Source organism: Methylobacterium sp. WL18, assembly GCF_008040015.1.
GTDB classification, from domain to species: Bacteria; Pseudomonadota; Alphaproteobacteria; order Rhizobiales; family Beijerinckiaceae; genus Methylobacterium; species Methylobacterium mesophilicum.
In genome coordinates this window covers 1-16021 of sequence record NZ_VRVD01000055.1, presented here as the reverse complement: position 1 = coordinate 16021, position 16021 = coordinate 1, and the positions used below count along the sequence as shown (strand labels likewise).

The 16021-nt window shown below is 68.6% G+C and carries 19 protein-coding genes and 1 pseudogene; 9 read left to right on the top strand and 11 right to left on the bottom strand.

Annotated elements, in window-relative coordinates; all coding sequences use genetic code 11:
* Positions 1 to 106, top strand: a pseudogene (locus FV228_RS34895) (monofunctional biosynthetic peptidoglycan transglycosylase); the annotation flags it as partial.
* A 5-nt stretch (positions 107 to 111) separates the two neighbouring features.
* Here the strand turns inward: FV228_RS34895 and FV228_RS07610 are convergent.
* From FV228_RS07610 to vapB, 3 genes are read right to left on the bottom strand one after another with little or no spacing between them, the layout of a single operon-like run.
* Complete coding sequence (locus tag FV228_RS07610) at positions 112 to 666, bottom strand: hypothetical protein (RefSeq protein ID WP_147854050.1); 555 nt, start codon at positions 664 to 666, stop codon at positions 112 to 114.
* A 7-nt stretch (positions 667 to 673) separates the two neighbouring features.
* On the bottom strand, positions 674 to 1096 hold the full coding sequence (locus tag FV228_RS07605; RefSeq protein WP_147854049.1) for a type II toxin-antitoxin system VapC family toxin: 423 nt from the start codon (positions 1094 to 1096) through the stop codon (positions 674 to 676).
* Positions 1096 to 1329 carry a type II toxin-antitoxin system VapB family antitoxin gene (gene vapB, locus FV228_RS07600; protein ID WP_147854048.1) on the bottom strand — a complete coding sequence of 78 codons (234 nt, stop codon included), beginning with the start codon at positions 1327 to 1329 and terminating at the stop codon, positions 1096 to 1098. The genes FV228_RS07605 and vapB overlap by 1 nt, the downstream gene beginning before the upstream one ends.
* A 162-nt stretch (positions 1330 to 1491) precedes the next feature.
* On the opposite strand from vapB, the gene FV228_RS07595 reads away from it, so the two are divergent.
* A complete protein-coding gene (locus FV228_RS07595; RefSeq protein WP_147854047.1) occupies positions 1492 to 2112 on the top strand; it encodes a hypothetical protein in 621 nt (206 codons plus the stop codon).
* 27 nt (positions 2113 to 2139) lie between these two features.
* Here the strand turns inward: FV228_RS07595 and FV228_RS07590 are convergent, their stop codons facing one another.
* Entirely contained in the window at positions 2140 to 3378 is a 1239-nt protein-coding gene (locus FV228_RS07590) for an argininosuccinate synthase (RefSeq protein WP_147854046.1), read from the bottom strand.
* Between the two features lie 202 nt (positions 3379 to 3580).
* Here FV228_RS07590 and FV228_RS07585 point away from each other — a divergent pair, with 202 nt between their 5' ends.
* The 7 genes from FV228_RS07585 to FV228_RS07555 all read left to right on the top strand — a co-directional run bounded on the left by FV228_RS07585 (position 3581) and on the right by FV228_RS07555 (position 10475).
* Positions 3581 to 4207 carry a 2-hydroxychromene-2-carboxylate isomerase gene (locus FV228_RS07585; RefSeq protein WP_147854045.1) on the top strand — a complete coding sequence of 209 codons (627 nt, stop codon included), beginning with the start codon at positions 3581 to 3583 and terminating at the stop codon, positions 4205 to 4207.
* Positions 4208 to 4300: 93 nt separating this feature from the next.
* On the top strand, positions 4301 to 4993 hold the full coding sequence (locus FV228_RS07580) for a DsbA family protein (protein WP_147854044.1): 693 nt from the start codon (positions 4301 to 4303) through the stop codon (positions 4991 to 4993).
* A gap of 216 nt (positions 4994 to 5209) precedes the next feature.
* On the top strand, positions 5210 to 5782 hold the full coding sequence (locus FV228_RS07575; protein ID WP_147854043.1) for a F0F1 ATP synthase subunit delta: 573 nt from the start codon (positions 5210 to 5212) through the stop codon (positions 5780 to 5782).
* 55 nt (positions 5783 to 5837) lie between these two features.
* A complete protein-coding gene (gene atpA / locus FV228_RS07570) occupies positions 5838 to 7373 on the top strand; it encodes a F0F1 ATP synthase subunit alpha (RefSeq protein WP_147854042.1) in 1536 nt (511 codons plus the stop codon).
* 162 nt (positions 7374 to 7535) lie between these two features.
* Positions 7536 to 8426 (top strand): F0F1 ATP synthase subunit gamma, encoded by an 891-nt coding sequence (locus FV228_RS07565; RefSeq protein WP_147854041.1) that lies wholly within the window; start codon positions 7536 to 7538, stop codon positions 8424 to 8426.
* A 42-nt stretch (positions 8427 to 8468) separates the two neighbouring features.
* Complete coding sequence (gene atpD / locus FV228_RS07560) at positions 8469 to 9929, top strand: F0F1 ATP synthase subunit beta (protein ID WP_147854040.1); 1461 nt, start codon at positions 8469 to 8471, stop codon at positions 9927 to 9929.
* 144 nt (positions 9930 to 10073) lie between these two features.
* Positions 10074 to 10475, top strand: a complete 402-nt coding sequence (locus FV228_RS07555; RefSeq protein ID WP_147854039.1) for a F0F1 ATP synthase subunit epsilon — start codon at positions 10074 to 10076, stop codon at positions 10473 to 10475.
* Here FV228_RS07555 and FV228_RS07550 read toward each other — a convergent pair.
* The 7 genes from FV228_RS07550 to FV228_RS07520 all read right to left on the bottom strand — a co-directional run.
* Entirely contained in the window at positions 10465 to 11724 is a 1260-nt protein-coding gene (locus tag FV228_RS07550; protein ID WP_147854038.1) for a CCA tRNA nucleotidyltransferase, read from the bottom strand. The two genes, FV228_RS07555 and FV228_RS07550, sit on opposite strands and share 11 nt — an antisense overlap.
* Positions 11721 to 11978 (bottom strand): DUF6111 family protein, encoded by a 258-nt coding sequence (locus FV228_RS07545; protein ID WP_147854037.1) that lies wholly within the window; start codon positions 11976 to 11978, stop codon positions 11721 to 11723. The genes FV228_RS07550 and FV228_RS07545 overlap by 4 nt, the downstream gene beginning before the upstream one ends.
* A gap of 14 nt (positions 11979 to 11992) precedes the next feature.
* Positions 11993 to 12652 carry a CoA pyrophosphatase gene (locus FV228_RS07540; protein WP_147854036.1) on the bottom strand — a complete coding sequence of 220 codons (660 nt, stop codon included), beginning with the start codon at positions 12650 to 12652 and terminating at the stop codon, positions 11993 to 11995.
* On the bottom strand, positions 12649 to 13233 hold the full coding sequence (locus tag FV228_RS07535) for a DUF1285 domain-containing protein (protein ID WP_147854035.1): 585 nt from the start codon (positions 13231 to 13233) through the stop codon (positions 12649 to 12651). Before FV228_RS07535 ends, FV228_RS07540 begins: the two co-directional genes overlap by 4 nt.
* Positions 13234 to 13468: 235 nt before the next feature.
* Complete coding sequence (locus FV228_RS07530) at positions 13469 to 14620, bottom strand: SMP-30/gluconolactonase/LRE family protein (protein ID WP_246693863.1); 1152 nt, start codon at positions 14618 to 14620, stop codon at positions 13469 to 13471.
* A 139-nt stretch (positions 14621 to 14759) separates the two neighbouring features.
* Positions 14760 to 15185, bottom strand: coding sequence for a PaaI family thioesterase (locus FV228_RS07525; RefSeq protein WP_147854033.1), 426 nt, complete (start codon positions 15183 to 15185; stop codon positions 14760 to 14762).
* A 47-nt stretch (positions 15186 to 15232) separates the two neighbouring features.
* Positions 15233 to 16021: ATP-dependent helicase C-terminal domain-containing protein (locus FV228_RS07520; protein WP_281406475.1), on the bottom strand; the 789-nt coding region annotated here is incomplete at its 5' end.

Below are 16021 nucleotides of genomic sequence, written 5' to 3'. Positions count from 1 at the left end.
CACCCGCAGCGCCGGCCGCCCCTCCCCCGGCGTGCGCCGGCGCGCCGCGCAGATCCAAGCCATGATGGGCCAGATCGAAGGGCTTACGGGCTGCCTGCGGCGATAATTTTTTTACGATCCGGTGCTCGCTGGCTGCTCGCTGGCGCTCTTGATCGACGCGAGGGTACGGCGGCGCACGAGACCGCTGACCGGGCGGATCAGGAGCCAGTAGGGCGTGAATTTCAGCCGCGCCGCGCGGCTCGCGCAGGACACCCGCGTCTCGGTGACGAGCCGGGTCCGGCCTTCGGGATCGCACCGCGCCGTGAAGGCCAAGGCGAGCTTGGCGACGTGGGCTGCATCGAACGCGAGGAACGCCGCACCGTCGGCGATGGGCTCCAGGCCGAAATTCGGGCGCCAGAACCGGCCGATCAAGCCGTAGACGATCTCGCTCTCGCTCCGGGCGAGCAGCGTGAAGTCGTGGAATCCGAACGGCGCCCGCAGAGCCTCCGGCTCGCCGAAGAGGCGCATCGGCAGCTCCCGTAGGCCGATCATGAGCCGAAAGAACCGGTCCGAGTCCGGCCGATAGGCGACGACGCTGTCGAGGATCGCGGCGGGTTCGGCAGCCACCAGGCAGGCATGCGTCTCGCTGAACTGGTAGGTCGGCAGGTATCGGTCGAGGAGGCGCATGGCGGGGTTAGGCGGCCGGTCCAATCGGCGCCGTCAGCCAATTTTCCGACCTTACCCCGGGCATGCGGCTGAACTCCCGCATGTTGTTGGTCACAACGATCAGACCCTCACTGCGAGCGTGAGCGCCGATCTGCATGTCGTGGATACCGCACGGTGTTCCGGCCCGCTCAAGTTCGGCGCGAACCTGCCCATAATGGGCCGCTGCCTTATCGGTGAAGGGCAGCACTTCCAGCCGCGCTACGAAGTGAGTGATATTCGTTAGATTCTCGGCGCGGCGCACCGATTTTTCCGCCCCATAATGCAATTCGCCCAACGTAATGCTAGAAATGCAAAGCTGCTCCGCGAGCGCATTGAATCTTTCACGGATTGCGGCCGGATGCCTCTTTATGACGTAGATGCAGATGTTTGTATCAAGCATGTACGTCAACATCAGAACAACTCGCGCGTCTCCGCTGCTGGCTGCACGCGTTCGTTCATGAAATCTTCGCTCGCGCACGGCTCATTCAAAAAAAAATCGTCCCATCTCTGCCCCTGTGGAACGATCACACGGCTGCGGCCGATCTTCAAGACGTCGACCTGATGCACGTCGGCGGGGAAAGCGACCGCCTTGGGCAGCCGCACCGCTTGGCTGCGATTGCTGGAAAACACCGTGGAACTGGCCATGCGCAACCTCCTGGAGATATCTCAATCGAAGTATGGGATATCCAGCTGGGATATACGTATGACCAATCACGTGGAGGCACAAGGCCGTTCCGGGCGGTAGCAGCCTCCGAATCGGCTCTGTAAGAGGGGCGCCAGAACCACGACATCCGGGATCGCCTGACCATGAACGACGCCGTCTACGACCTCACCCTCGAGCGCATCGCCCTGATCCGCCGGATGGTGGTCGCCTGGAACGGCACCGAGCCCGGCGCGCCGATGATCCACCCGGAGGCGCCCTACGGCAGCCACGACCGGGACGGCGACATCGCCAACGTCACGGGGGACGACGACGGCGCCGAGGAGGAGCACCGGGCGCTGGAGGACGGGATCGCCGTGTTCTCGCAGAACGCCAAGCTCAAGCCCGGCCGCTACCAGTACCACAACCCGCTCGCCAAGCTGGATTGCGCGTCGATCACCGACGTGTTCCGGGATGCCGCCACCGGCGAGACGCCGGAGCACATCACCTTCGCGGTGACGGATGCGCATCTGGCCCTGATTCCGCAGCTCAACCACGTCTGGGACGCAGGGCACGGCGTGCCGCGCATTGACCTGGACCGGCCCTATGGCGGGACCGGGCCGTACACGCTGGCCATGGGGCAGCATATCGGCGGCGCCACCGACGAGGACAGCCTGGCCCGGCTCCACCGCGAGATGCAGCCGGCTTTCCAGATCTTCCTGCGCTACGCCGATCTCGGGCCTGGCCTGTTCCGCCGGAACGCAGCCTCGGTCTGGGAGCCCGCCTGAGCGCGGGCCTCCCGGGGGGGGGGACGCTCAGGCGTCCCGCTTCTTGCGCTGCGCCAGGGTGCGCAGCCGCAGGGCGTTGAGCTTGATGAAGCCCGCCGCGTCGCGGTGATCGTAGGCGACGGCGCCCTCCTCGAAGGTCACGAGGTCCTGGTCGTAGAGCGAGTGCGGGCTCTCGCGGCCGATCACGTGGACGCCGCCCTTGTAGAGCTTCAGCCGCACCGTGCCGGTGACCTTCTCCTGGCTCTTGTCGATCAGCGCCTGGATCATCTCGCGCTCGGGCGAGAACCAGAAGCCGTTGTAGATCAGCTCCGCGTATTGCGGCATCAGCTGGTCCTTGAGGTGGGCCGCGCCGCGGTCCAGCGTGATCGATTCGATCGCCCGGTGGGCCGGCAACAGGATCGTGCCGCCCGGCGTCTCGTACATGCCGCGGCTCTTCATGCCGACGAAGCGGTTCTCCACGAGGTCGAGCCGGCCGATGCCGTTGTCGTGGCCGAGCTGGTTGAGCTTGGCCAGCAGGCTCGCGGGCGACAGGGCTTCGCCGTCGATCGACACCGCGTCGCCCTTCTCGAACCCGATGGTGACGATGGTGGGGGTGTCCGGCGCCTGCTCCGGCGAGATCGTCCGGGAGAAGACGTAGTCGGGCACCTCGACGGCCGGATCCTCCAGCACCTTGCCCTCGGAGGAGGCGTGCAGCAGGTTGGCGTCCACCGAGAACGGGCTCTCGCCGCGCTTGTCCTTGGCGATCGGGATCTGGTGCTGCTCGGCGAAGGCGATCAGTTGCTCGCGGGAGCGCAGGTCCCATTCGCGCCAGGGGGCGATCACGGTGACATCGGGCTTCAGCGCGTAGTAGCCGAGTTCGAACCGGACCTGGTCGTTGCCCTTGCCGGTGGCACCGTGGCAGACCGCGTCGGCTCCCAGCCGCTCGGCGATCTCGATCTGCTTCTTGGCGATCAGCGGCCGCGCGATCGAGGTGCCGAGCAGATACACGCCTTCGTAGACCGCGTTGGCCCGGAACATCGGGTACACGTAATCCCGCACGAACTCTTCGCGCAGGTCCTCGATGAAGATGTTCTCGGGCTTGATCCCGAGCAGCTCCGCCTTGCGGCGGGCCGGCTCCAGCTCTTCCCCCTGGCCGAGATCGGCCGTGAAGGTGATGACCTCGCAGCCGTAGGTGGTCTGCAGCCACTTCAGGATGATCGAGGTGTCGAGGCCGCCGGAATAGGCCAGCACCACCTTCTTCACGGGGCTCTTCGCGGGATCGGACATGCTGGTTCCGGAACTGGTGCAGGGTGTCGGCGGCTTATCGCGGGCATCATCGGCCTGCAACCGGCGTGCCGCCTCGCGCGTAGCCTGTTCCGGACGATCGACAGCGTTTCGCCTCATGACGGCCTTGCGGCCGTGTGAGGCACGGCGCGGCGCGGGCATTGCCTGATCCCCGCCGCACGAGAGCATCGGAGAAGCGAAATCTATGGCGCGCCAGCCAACCTTGGAGTTCTGGTACGAATTCGCCTCCTCGTATTCCTATCTGGCGGCGATGCGGATCGAGGCGGCCGCCGCCGATGCGGGCGTGACCGTGCGCTGGCGACCGTTCCTGGTCGGGCCGCTCTTCGCGGCGCAGGGCTGGACGACCTCGCCGTTCAACCTCTACCCGGCCAAGGGCAAGAACATGTGGCGGGACGTGGAGCGCGAGGCCGCCCGACTCGGCTTGCCGCCGCTCACCCGGCCGGCCCAGTTTCCGCAGAACAGCCTCAGCGCGGTGCGGGCGGCGGTCTACGGGCACGACCAGGATTGGCTTGTGCCGTTCTCGAAGGCGGTCTTCACCGCGAGCTTCGCCGAAGGACGCTCCATCGCCGAGCCGTCCGCCGTGGTCGAGATCCTCGATTCGCTCGGTCTCGACGGCACACAGACGGTGCGCGCTGCCGCCGGCGAGGCCAACAAGACCCGGCTCCGGGTCAGCGTCGAGGAGGCGCGGTCTCGCGGCATCTACGGCGCCCCGACCTTCCTGGCCGACGACGGCGAGCTGTTCTGGGGCAACGACCGGCTGGAGCAGGCCATGGCCTGGGCGGTCGGCGACCGCCCGGCCGGGATCCGGTAGGGCGGCGTTCACCAACCGGCATCATCTGTCGGCGCAAGTTCCTGTTCCGGCCCCGCTCCGGCCGAACGATCCCCTCTGTCCCGGACGGATTCCATGGCGCTGTCCCGTCGTCACCTCATCGCCGCCGCGGCCGGCGCGTCCCTGGGCGCCGGGCTCGGGCGTGCGGCCGCGCAATCCTACGGCCAGCGCGTCGCGGTGACGGGCGATGATGGCCGGCCGGTCGCGAACTCGATCCTGCCTGGTGAGATCACCGGGCAGATCCCGGGCCTGCGCGGGGTCACCTATGCGGGACCGCGCGAGGCGCAGACCACGCTGTACGAGTTCTTCGACTTCAACTGCCCGTACTGCCGCAAGGCCGCGGCCGATGTGATGGCGCTGCACGAATCGGATCCGGACCTGCGCATCGGCCTCGTCAACAACCCGATCCTGTCGCCGCAATCCGCCCAGGCCGCCAAGGTGATGCTGGCGGTTCAGCGCAAGCTCGGCGCTGCGGCCGCCTGGGGATTCTACCGGACGCTGCTGAGCAAGCCCGGCCGCATCGACGGGCCCGGCGCCCTCACGGCCGCGGCCGCGCTCGGCATCGCGCAGGCGGACATCGAGGAAATCGCCGACAGCGAGGAGGTCCGGCTGGCGCTCAAGAGCCAGATGCGGATGGCGGCCGATCTCGGCCTCTACGCGACGCCCTCGTACGTCCTGGGCAACAGCGGCATCCTCGGTCACCCCGGCGCCAACGCCATGGCGAAGATGATCGCCAGCACCCGGCGGTGCGATCGCCTCGCCTGCTGAGGCCGGCTGCGTCACACTTCCGCCGCCGTGGCGCGCAGAGCCGCGCCGGTCCGTGTTGCGTGCGGCCATGCTGGCATGCTAGGCGGTCGCCGCGCCACAAGGGCTGGTTCTCGACCCTTCCCTCCGCTGGCGCGATCCCACGTCCCGAACGGTATCCGCACCGTGCTCCCGGCCGGAGCGCGCGGATCGGGCGGGCAACAGAGAAGAGAGCGACGGGTGGCGCAGAACGGTTCCGAGGCTGGTCCCCTGGTCGCAGGCGTGGCGGGCCGGTACGCTTCCGCCCTCTTCGAGCTCGCGCGTGACGAGCGCCAGGTCGACGCAGTCGCCGAAGCACTCAATCAATTCGATGCCCTGCTGAAGGAGAGCGCGGACCTGCGCCGCCTCGTCCGCAGCCCGGCCTTCACCCCCAGCGAGCAGGTCGCCGCCATCGGGGCCGTCCTCGACCGCGCCGGGATCGGCGGACTGGCCGGCAACTTCATCCGGCTTGCGGCCTCGAACCGGCGCCTCTTCGCCCTGCCGGGCATGATCCGCGCCTTCCGGTCGCTGGTCCAGGACTCGAAGGGCGTCGTGCGCGCCGAGGTGCGGGTGGCCGAACGGCCGTCCGACGCGCTGATCGAGGAGATCAAGGCGTCCCTGCGCGACATCGCCAAGTCCGATGTGGACGTCGATCTGGTCATCGATCCGAGCCTGATCGGCGGCCTCGTCGTCCGGATGGGCTCGCGCATGATCGACGCGTCCCTGAAGACCAAGCTCAACGGTATCCGCCTCGCGATGCGGGCCGCGCGGTAAGCGCGCCCCCATCCGATCCGAACATGCACTGACGATTTAGCGACAGAGGCCGAGTATGGACATCCGCGCCGCCGAGATCTCCGCGATCCTGAAGGACCAGATCAAGAACTTCGGCGAAGAGGCCGAGGTTTCCGAGGTTGGGCAGGTCCTGTCCGTCGGTGACGGCATCGCCCGTGCCTACGGTCTCGACAACGTCCAGGCCGGTGAAATGGTCGAGTTCGAGTCGGGTGTGCGCGGCATGGCGCTCAACCTCGAGCAGGACAACGTCGGCATCGTGATCTTCGGCTCCGACCGTGAGATCAAGGAAGGCCAGACCGTCAAGCGCACCGGCGCCATCGTGGACGTGCCGGTCGGCAAGGGCCTGCTCGGCCGCGTGGTCGACGGCCTCGGCAACCCGATCGACGGCAAGGGCCCGATCGAGTCGACCGAACGGCGCCGCGTCGACGTGAAGGCGCCGGGCATCATCCCGCGCAAGTCGGTGCACGAGCCGATGGCCACGGGCCTGAAGGCGATCGACGCCCTCATCCCGGTCGGCCGCGGCCAGCGCGAGCTGATCATCGGCGATCGCCAGACCGGCAAGACCGCCATCGCCCTCGACACCATCCTGAACCAGAAGCCCGGCCACGCCGCCGGCGGTGACGAGAAGGCCAAGCTCTTCTGCATCTACGTCGCCATCGGGCAGAAGCGCTCGACGGTCGCCCAGTTCGTGAAGGTGCTCGAGGACCAGGGCGCCCTGGAATACTCGATCGTCATCGCCGCCACCGCCTCGGACGCCGCGCCGATGCAGTTCATCGCGCCGTTCGCCGGCTGCGCCATGGGCGAGTATTTCCGCGACAACGGCATGCACGCCGTGATCGTGTATGACGATCTGTCCAAGCAGGCCGTGGCCTACCGGCAGATGTCGCTGCTGCTGCGCCGTCCGCCGGGCCGCGAGGCGTATCCGGGCGACGTGTTCTACCTCCACAGCCGCCTGCTCGAGCGCGCCGCCAAGATGGGCGACGCCGCCGGCAACGGCTCGCTGACCGCGCTGCCGGTCATCGAGACCCAGGCCAACGACGTCTCGGCCTACATCCCGACCAACGTGATCTCGATCACCGACGGCCAGATCTTCCTCGAGACCGACCTGTTCTACCAGGGCATCCGCCCGGCGGTGAACGTCGGCCTCTCGGTGTCGCGGGTGGGCTCCTCGGCCCAGACCAAGGCGATGAAGAAGGTCGCCGGCAAGATCAAGGGCGAGCTAGCGCAGTACCGCGAGATGGCGGCCTTCGCGCAGTTCGGCTCCGACCTCGACGCCTCGACCCAGCAGCTCCTGAACCGCGGCTCGCGGCTCACCGAGCTCCTGAAGCAGCCGCAGTTCTCGCCGCTGAAGATGGAAGAGCAGGTCGCTGTGATCTACGCCGGCGTGAACGGCTACCTGGACAAGCTGCCGGTGAACAAGATCCGCGCCTTCGAGGACAGCCTGCTCAGCACGCTGCGCACGAAGCACCAGGATCTGCTCGGCGCCATCGCCACCTCGAAGGACCTGTCGGACGAGAGCGCCGGCAAGCTGAAGAGCGTGGTCGAGGGCGTGGCGAAGTCGATCGGCGCCTGATCCGACACGAACCTTGCGACCTCCCCGCCTGCGGTGGGGAGGGCTGGGGTTGGACGCCGGTGCTGACCGCACTTTCGGGCCCTTGACCCGGCACCACCCCCACCTTCGGCTCCTCCCCACATGGGGGAGGAGAGGCCCTGGAACGGATCTGGACGCGGCCCGATGGCGAGTTTGAAGGACCTGCGCAACCGCATCACCTCGGTGAAGGCGACGCAGAAGATCACCAAGGCCATGCAGATGGTCGCCGCCGCCAAGCTGCGCCGGGCGCAGCTGGCCGCCGAGGCCGGCCGTCCCTTCGCGGAGAAGATGGCTCAAGTGCTCGGCAACCTCGCGGGCAACCTCGTCGGCGGCGTGGGCGCCCCGAAGCTGCTCTCCGGCACCGGCGCCGATCAGACCCACCTGCTGGTCGTCTGCACCGGCGACCGCGGCCTGTGCGGGGCGTTCAACTCCTCGATCGTCCGCCTGGCGGTCCGGGAACACATCGTGAAGCTCACCGCCGCCGGCAAGACGGTCAAGATCATGACGGTCGGCAAGAAGGGCAACGACCAGCTGCGGCGCCTGTATCGCGACCAGATCGTCGAGAGCATGGATATCCGCGGCAACCGCCCGGTGGACTACGAGTTCGCCGCCGGGATCGCCAACAAGATCCTGACGCGCTTCGAGGCCGGCGAGTTCGACGTCGCGACCCTGTTCTACTCCGAGTTCCGGTCGGTGATCTCGCAGATCCCGACCGCGCAGCGGCTTATCCCGGCTGAGCTGCCGGCGGTCGACACCACTGCGAAGGCCGGCATCGGCAATGCCGCGCTGGAATTCGAGCCGTCCGAGGAGGCGATCCTGGAGACGCTCCTGCCGAAGAACCTCACCGTGCAGGTCTATCGGGCGCTCTTGGAGAACGCCGCGTCCGAGCAGGGGGCGCGCATGAGCGCCATGGACTCGGCCACCCGCAACGCCGGCGAAATGATCAAGAAGCAGACGCTGATCTACAACCGTACGCGTCAGGCCATGATCACCAAAGAACTCATCGAGATCATCTCGGGCGCGGAAGCTCTCTGAGGCACCGCGACCTGAACGCACAGCTTGAAGGGTAGGTTTACAATGGCGAACACCGCAATCCCCGGCGCCGGCTCCAACAAGGTCGGCAAGATCATCCAGGTCATCGGCCCCGTGGTCGACGTGCAGTTCAGCGACGGCCACCTGCCGGAGATCCTGAACGCCCTGGAGACCAAGAACAACGGCGCCCGTCTCGTTCTCGAGGTCGCCCAGCAGCTTGGTGAGAGCACCGTCCGCTGCGTCGCCATGGACACGTCCGAGGGGCTGACTCGCGGCCAAGAGTGCACGGATACCGGCGAGCCAATCAAGGTGCCGGTGGGCATGAACACGCTGGGCCGGATCATGAACGTCATCGGCGAGCCGATCGACGAGGCCGGCCCGGTGGTGTGTGACACATACCGCGCCATCCACCAGCCGGCCCCGTCCTACGCCGACCAGTCGACCGAGGCGCAGATCCTCGTGACCGGCATCAAGGTGGTCGACCTGCTCGCCCCTTACGCGAAGGGCGGAAAGATCGGCCTGTTCGGCGGCGCCGGCGTCGGCAAGACCGTGCTGATCATGGAACTGATCAACAACATCGCCAAAGTGCACTCGGGTTATTCGGTGTTTGCCGGCGTCGGCGAGCGCACCCGTGAGGGCAACGACCTTTACCACGAGATGATCGAGTCCAAGGTGAACCTGGACCCGAAGGAGAATGGCGGCTCGGCCGCTGGCTCGAAGTGCGCCCTGGTCTACGGCCAGATGAACGAGTCGCCCGGCGCCCGCTCGCGCGTCGCGCTTACCGGCCTGACCATCGCGGAGCAGTTCCGCGACGAGGGCCAGGACGTGCTGTTCTTCGTGGACAACATCTTCCGCTTCACGCAGGCCGGTTCCGAGGTGTCGGCGCTTCTGGGCCGCATCCCGTCGGCCGTGGGCTATCAGCCGACGCTCGCCACGGATATGGGCGCGCTGCAGGAGCGCATCACCACCACCAACAAGGGTTCGATCACCTCGGTTCAGGCGATCTACGTGCCGGCCGACGATCTGACCGACCCGGCGCCCGCCGCCTCGTTCGCGCACCTTGACGCCACCACGGTGCTCTCGCGCTCGATCGCTGAGAAGGGCATCTACCCGGCCGTGGATCCGCTCGACTCGACCTCGCGCATGCTGTCGCCGGCCATCCTCGGCGAGGAGCACTACGACGTCGCCCGCCGGGTGCAGCAGACCCTGCAGCGCTACAAGGCCCTCCAGGACATCATCGCGATCCTGGGCATGGACGAGCTGTCCGAGGAGGATAAGCTCACCGTCGCCCGCGCCCGCAAGATCGAGCGCTTCTTCTCGCAGCCCTTCTCGGTGGCCGAGGTGTTCACCGGTTCGCCGGGCGTGCAGGTGCAGCTGGAAGACACCATCAAGGGCTTCAAGGGCCTGGTGAACGGCGACTACGACGACCTGCCGGAGGCCGCCTTCTACATGGTCGGCACGATCGAGCAGGCCCAGGAGAAGGCCAAGAAGCTGAAGGCCGCGTAAGGCCCCCATCCCCTCCCCCTCGTGGGGAGGGGCCGGGGTGGGATGGCCGTGGCGAGGCTCGCCGGTGCCGTCCGAACCACCCCACCTCCACCTTCGCCACACGATGGGGCGAAGAGCGTGTTGCGGTTCCGGGATCGTCCTGAGATGGCCACCTTCCACTTCGATTTCGTCGGCCCCGAGCGGACGCTGTATTCCGGCGAGGTGACGGCCGTTCAGCTGCCCGGCACCGAGGGCGAGATGACCGTGATGCCGGGCCACGCCCCGGTCCTGACCTCCCTGCGGGTCGGCGTCATCGTGATCACCGAGAGCCAGGGCAGCGGCAAGCGAATCTACGTCCGCGGCGGCTTCGCCGATATCGGCCCGACCGCTGTGACGGTGCTCGCCGAGCGCGCCGCGCCGATCGAGGAGCTGACCCACGACTCCCTCGACCGGGATATCGAGGCGGCCGAGCTGCAGCGCGATGCCACCGAGGATCTGCAGAAGCGCGAGGAGCTGAACGGCCAGATCGTCCAGCTTCAGGAGACCAAGGCGCTCCTCAAGCTCTGAGAGAGGACGTGCGGGCGCTCGCCAGCGCGCGCTCCAGCAGTTCGGCCCGCGCCGCAGCATCTGTCGGGCAGCCGCGCTCCAGCCAGAGCGCCCGGGCCGCGGCCAATCCGCGGCCGATGGCCGGACCGGCCGAGAGGCCCGCCACCACGAGATCCGCCCCCGCGAGCGGGAAGTGCGGCGCACCACCCGCCTCGCTCATCGCGTCCAGCGCTTGCCGCGCCTGATCCTTCAGGACGGGCCGAGGCTCGCCCGTCATGATCGTCAGCGCTTCCCGCAGGAGCGGCAGCCCGTGCTCGGCCACGAGCGCCCGAGCCGTGAGCGGATCGATGTCGGCGCGACCGTGAAGGTCCGCCAGCGCGTCTGCATAGCCGCTGAGCAGCGCGTGCTCCTGTTTCGACAGGCGCAGCCGGTCGCGCAACCGGTCCGCATCGTGCCGCCCGCCGACCGAGAGGGCCGCGAGACGCATCACCGGCGAGAGCGCTGCGGCAACCGCCCGATTCAGACGCCCGAGCTCGGCGACACCGCCGGTGATCCGTTGCAGCAGCCCGGTGGCGCTCAGGATCGCGACCATTTGGGTGCCGCCGCGGGCATCCAGCAGCTTCAGGAACTCGGTCCGGACCCGCTCGCGGGACAGCCGGTCGAGGGCGTCCCGGGCGGCCACGCAGGCGGCGAGCGCGGCATCATCGGGCGGGCCCGCGCCGAACCGAGCGTGGAAGCGGAAGAAGCGCAGGATCCGTAGGGCATCCTCGCGGATCCGGGTCCCGGGATCGCCGATGAAGCGCACCCGCCCGGCCTCCAGGTCGGCGAGACCGCCGACCGTATCGTGCAGGCGCCCGTCGGCTCCCAGGGAGAGCGCGTTGACGGTGAAGTCGCGCCGCTCGGCATCCCGGGCGAAATCGCCACCGAACCGCACCACCGCGTGGCGGCCATCGGTCTCGACATCCTCGCGCAGGGTCGTCACCTCGATGGGGCCGTCCTCGGTGACCAGGGTGATCGTGCCGTGCTCGATCCCGGTGGGCACGGCCTTGAGGCCTTGCGCCTTCCGGGCGGCGTCCATCACGGCGTCCGGCAGCAGCGTGGTCGCGAGGTCGATGTCGGCGGACGGGCTGCCCAGCAGCGCGTCGCGCACGCAGCCGCCGACCAAACGCGTCTCGGCGTGCGGCACATCGAGGGCCGTGAGTGCCCGCCGCACGCCCGGCTGGCCCAGCAGGGCCGCGAGCGCACCGTGGTCGAGGGCGGCCTGGCTCACTTGAAGCCGCCCGGCACGAGGCGGCCGTTCTCCATATGGGTCGGCACGTAGCCGCCGGCCCTGCGCTCCGAGAACAGGCCCTCGTAGACCAGCGTCCCGATGACGATGGCGAGGCCGGCGAGCACCAGGCGGACGAGGTGTGGGTCCCAGTGCACCCGGCGCAGCGGATTGCGGCCCACGAGCACCAGATAGGCCATGAACAGCACGAACGGGATGAGGAAGAGGCCGAACTCTTCGATGAGGCGGCGCAGCATGATGGTCGGTAGCCTTATCCCGCAGGGTGTGGGCCGGTTTCCGGGTAGAGGCGCTCCCGGAGGTTGTTCAGGATCCCGGCGGTGACGCCCCAGATCAGCCGGTCCTCGAAGGTCAGGGCATAGTACCGGCGGGTGCGTCCCTGCCAGACCCGCGCCTGCAGAACGTACCGGTCGCGGTCCATCAGCACCGGCAACGGCACCTCGAACACGTCCGCGACCTCGGTGGGGTTCGGCGTGAAGGCGGCGTCGGTCGGAACCACGCCGATCACCGGCGTGACGAGGAACCCGGTGCCCGACAGGTAGGGGTCGAGATAGCCGAGCAGGCGGACTGATTCGGGCGCGAGCCCGATCTCCTCGTGGGCCTCCCGCAGGGCGGCGTCCGCGGGTCCGGGATCGGCCGGGTCGATCTTGCCGCCGGGCAGCGCGACCTGCCCAGAATGGTCACGCAGGTTGGCCGCCCGCTGGGTCAGGACCAGCCTCAGGCCGTCCCTCCGGAACACCACCGGCACCAGCACTGCGGCCCGCCGGTGCGGCGGCGGCGGGATCACCGCGCTCCCGTCCGGGTCGAGACTATGGTCTCCCCGGGGATTCGAGGTCGGATCGTCCGGGCCCGGTGGGTCCGGGGATAGGTGGGACGCGGCGCGAGCGAGGAATTCGGCGAGCGGGTCGCTCACGCGGCCTCGGCCGGGGCGATCGTGTGGAAGGTGCCGCCGGCCCAGAGGCCGAGCCACGGCTGCCCGTCGATCACGCGCTCCTCGGCGAGGTCTACCAGATCGTAGGTGAGCGCGCGGGTCACCAGGGCCGAGAGTCCGCGCCGGACATGAAGATAGGGCTTCAGAGCCCCATCCGCGTCCTGCTCGAAGCGCAGGGCATGCTCGGAGTCGACGCTCACGAGATCGTCGACATTGGTCCGGAACGAGATCCGCCGGTCCTGCCCGCTACTGTCCACCGCCATCTCGACGGCTACGAAGGCGGCGTCGTCCACGGTGATGCCGACGCTCTCCACGGGGGTGACCAGCACCGTCCGCCCATCCGGCTCGCGCCGCAGGATGGAGGCGAACAGCTTCACCATCTTCTCCCGGCGGATCGGCGAGCCGTTGTGATGCCAGGTGCCGTCCGCGGCGATGCGGATATCGATGGGGCCGCAATAGGGCGGGTTCCATGTCTCGACCGGCGGTAGCCCACGCTTAGGCAGGTCGCCCAAGGCGGCGCCGAGGCGGCTCAAGGTCGGGTCGGGGGCGGGTTCCTCACTCATGCCGGTTACAGATAGCGCCTTGGGGGCCTGGCAACCACGGTTGCTTTTCCGCCTTTCGCCGCCGTCCGTCGCCTTCGTCGTTCGGGCGAGCGCGAGGACCCATTGGGCCTAGGGCTGTTGATTCCGCGTCCGCGTCCCGACGCCCACCGGAGCGCGGGCTTCAGGATCAGGTGGCGAATGGGAAATCCGGCTTCAATCGATTCCGCGTCTGCGTTGTGTTGGCCCTTCCACGCATTCAGGCCGGCCCCGCCCCCTGCGTGTTCACATAGACCGCGTAGAGCGACTGGCTCGCGGTCATGAACAGGCGGTTCCGCTTCGGGCCGCCGAAGGTGAGGTTGCCGCAGACCTCGGGCAGGCGGATGCGGCCGATCAGCTTGCCCTGCGGCGACCACACCGTGACACCGTTGTAGCCGACCGCCCGGCCCGCGTTGCTCGCGACCCAGAGGTTGCCGTCGACATCGGCCCGCATGCCGTCCGGTCCGCACTTCACGCCGTCCACGACGCAATCCGAGAACAGCCGCTGGTTCGACAGCTTGGGGCCGTCTCCGACATCGAAGGCGTAGATCTCACCCTTGCCGCCGGCTCCGGTATCGCCGGGGCCTTTCCCGGTGGAGGACAGGTAGAGCGTCTTGTGGTCGGGCGAGAAGCACAGCCCGTTCGGATTCGGCACCTGCGCGTCCGTCAGGACCTGGTCGATCCGGCCGGTCGGGTCGATGCGGTAGAGCGCGTTGGGGAGCGCGCGCTTGCCGACGGCGATCCCGGCCGCCTGGCCGAGCCGTGGATTGATCCGGCCCTGCGGGTTCGAGGGGCCGCCCGCCTCGTCCGGCATCCCCTCGTACAGGAGACCGCCATAGGGCGGATCCGTGAACCAGTACGATCCGTCGGCGTGCTGCTCGACGTCGTTGGGTGAATTGAACGGCTTGCCGTCGAAGCGGTCGGCCAGGATCGTGGCCGAGCCGTCGAGCTCATAGCGTACCACCCGCCGGGTGACGTGCTCGCAGGAGATCTGGCGGCCCTGGCGATCGAAGGTGTTGCCGTTCGAGTTGTTGCTGCGGCTGCGGAAGACGCCCACATGCCCGTCCTCCTCGAGCCAACGCATCTGGCGGTCGTTCGGGATGTCGCTCCAGATCAGGAAGCGGCCGAGGCTGTTCCAGGCTGGCCCCTCCGCCCAGAGTGCGCCGGTCCAGAGACGGCGGATGGCGCTGTTGGGGACCACGTAGGGGCCGAAGGCCGGATCGACCGTGATGACGTCGGGATCGTTGAAATAGGTGGTCGGGGCTGCACTGGGACGAAAGTCGCGGGGCGGGTTGGTCACGGTACTGGGCGGCTCCGGCTGGCCGAGAGCCGCCGTGGTCGAGGCCAGGACCGCGCCAGCACCGACGAGCATCGCGCGACGGGACGGCAGCGCGAGCCCAGTTCCGGCCGCGTCATTCTGCGGTTGTGACATGGCAATCCTCCCCGTACGCCGACCGATCGTCGATCTAACTCTTGCCGATCTCGGCAGTATGACTGGGACCGTGGTTCGATCAACCGGGCTTGCGTCGCAGGATCTTCCAAACGCCGTCCGCTGTCGCCACGAGGCGCGTGCCCTGGCGAACCTCTCCGCGCATGAACACCAGGGAGCCGGTGCGTTTCACCACCCCGGGATGCACGGTGAGCCAGTCGCCGAGGCGGCCGACATCGACGAACTTCATCTCGAGCTGGATCGTGACGCAGTTGGCGCCGTCGGCGGCCCGCATCGCTGTCTCGCCCAGGGCGCGGTCGGCAAAGCTCATCAGCATGCCGCCATGGACCACGCCGATCAGGTTGGCATGCTTCTGCTCCGCACGGAACGCGTAGGCGCCGTCCGCGGCGCGGATATGGAGGGGGCCGACGTGGGCGATGAAGCCCGCATCCTCCACCAACGCCCAGCCCTCGGATGCAGGATCGATGGGTGTCGGGTCAATCGCCATCGGGTCTCGTCCATCTCGTCGTTGACGGGCATCGGGCTTGCCGAAGCTCACGTGCCGCGGGGCTTGGCGCGCCGGGTCGGCGCCTCGGCCAGCGGGTCTTCCGGCCAGGGATGGCGCAGGTAGCGCCCGCGCATCTCAGCGCGCACCGCCGCCCAGGAACCGCGCCAGAAGCCCGGCAGATCCCGGGTGATCTGAATCGGGCGATGTGCCGGCGACAACAGGTGCAGCACGAGGGGCCGGCCGCCCGCGGTGGGATGGCGGTCCAGGCCGAACAATTCCTGCACCCGGACCGCCAGCACAGGCTCGGCCTCGGTGTAGTCGATCGGGATGCGCGAGCCGGTCGGCACCTCGACATGGGTCGGCGCCTCCGAATCCAGGCGGCTGCGAAGTTGCCAGGGCAGCAGGCCCTGGAGGGCGCCGCCGAGGTCGTCCGGGGTGATCGCCGCGAGGGAATTGCGTCCGACGAGCGCCGGCGCCAGCCAAGCTGCGGCACTCGCCCCGAGGGCGGCGTCGGAGAGATCCGGCCACGTCGTATCGCCCTCGGCGGCATGTAGGAACTGCACCCGGGCCCGCCATTGCGACAGGGCCGGCGTCCAGGGCAGGCGGTCGAGTCCGAGGCCGACAAGGCCGCGGGCGAGAATCTCGGCGGACGCGATCTCGGCCGGGACAGTCAGCGGCCGCTCGCCGAGGCTGACCGCACCCAGGCGCCGGACCGCTCTGGCGCGCAGAGCGGCGGCCGGCGGGCCTCCGGTGTCCGCGGTGCGCCCCTCGATCCGGTCTGCGAAATGCCCCTCGGTCGCGGCGGCCCCCTGGGCCCCCGCCCCTCGCGCCAGAGC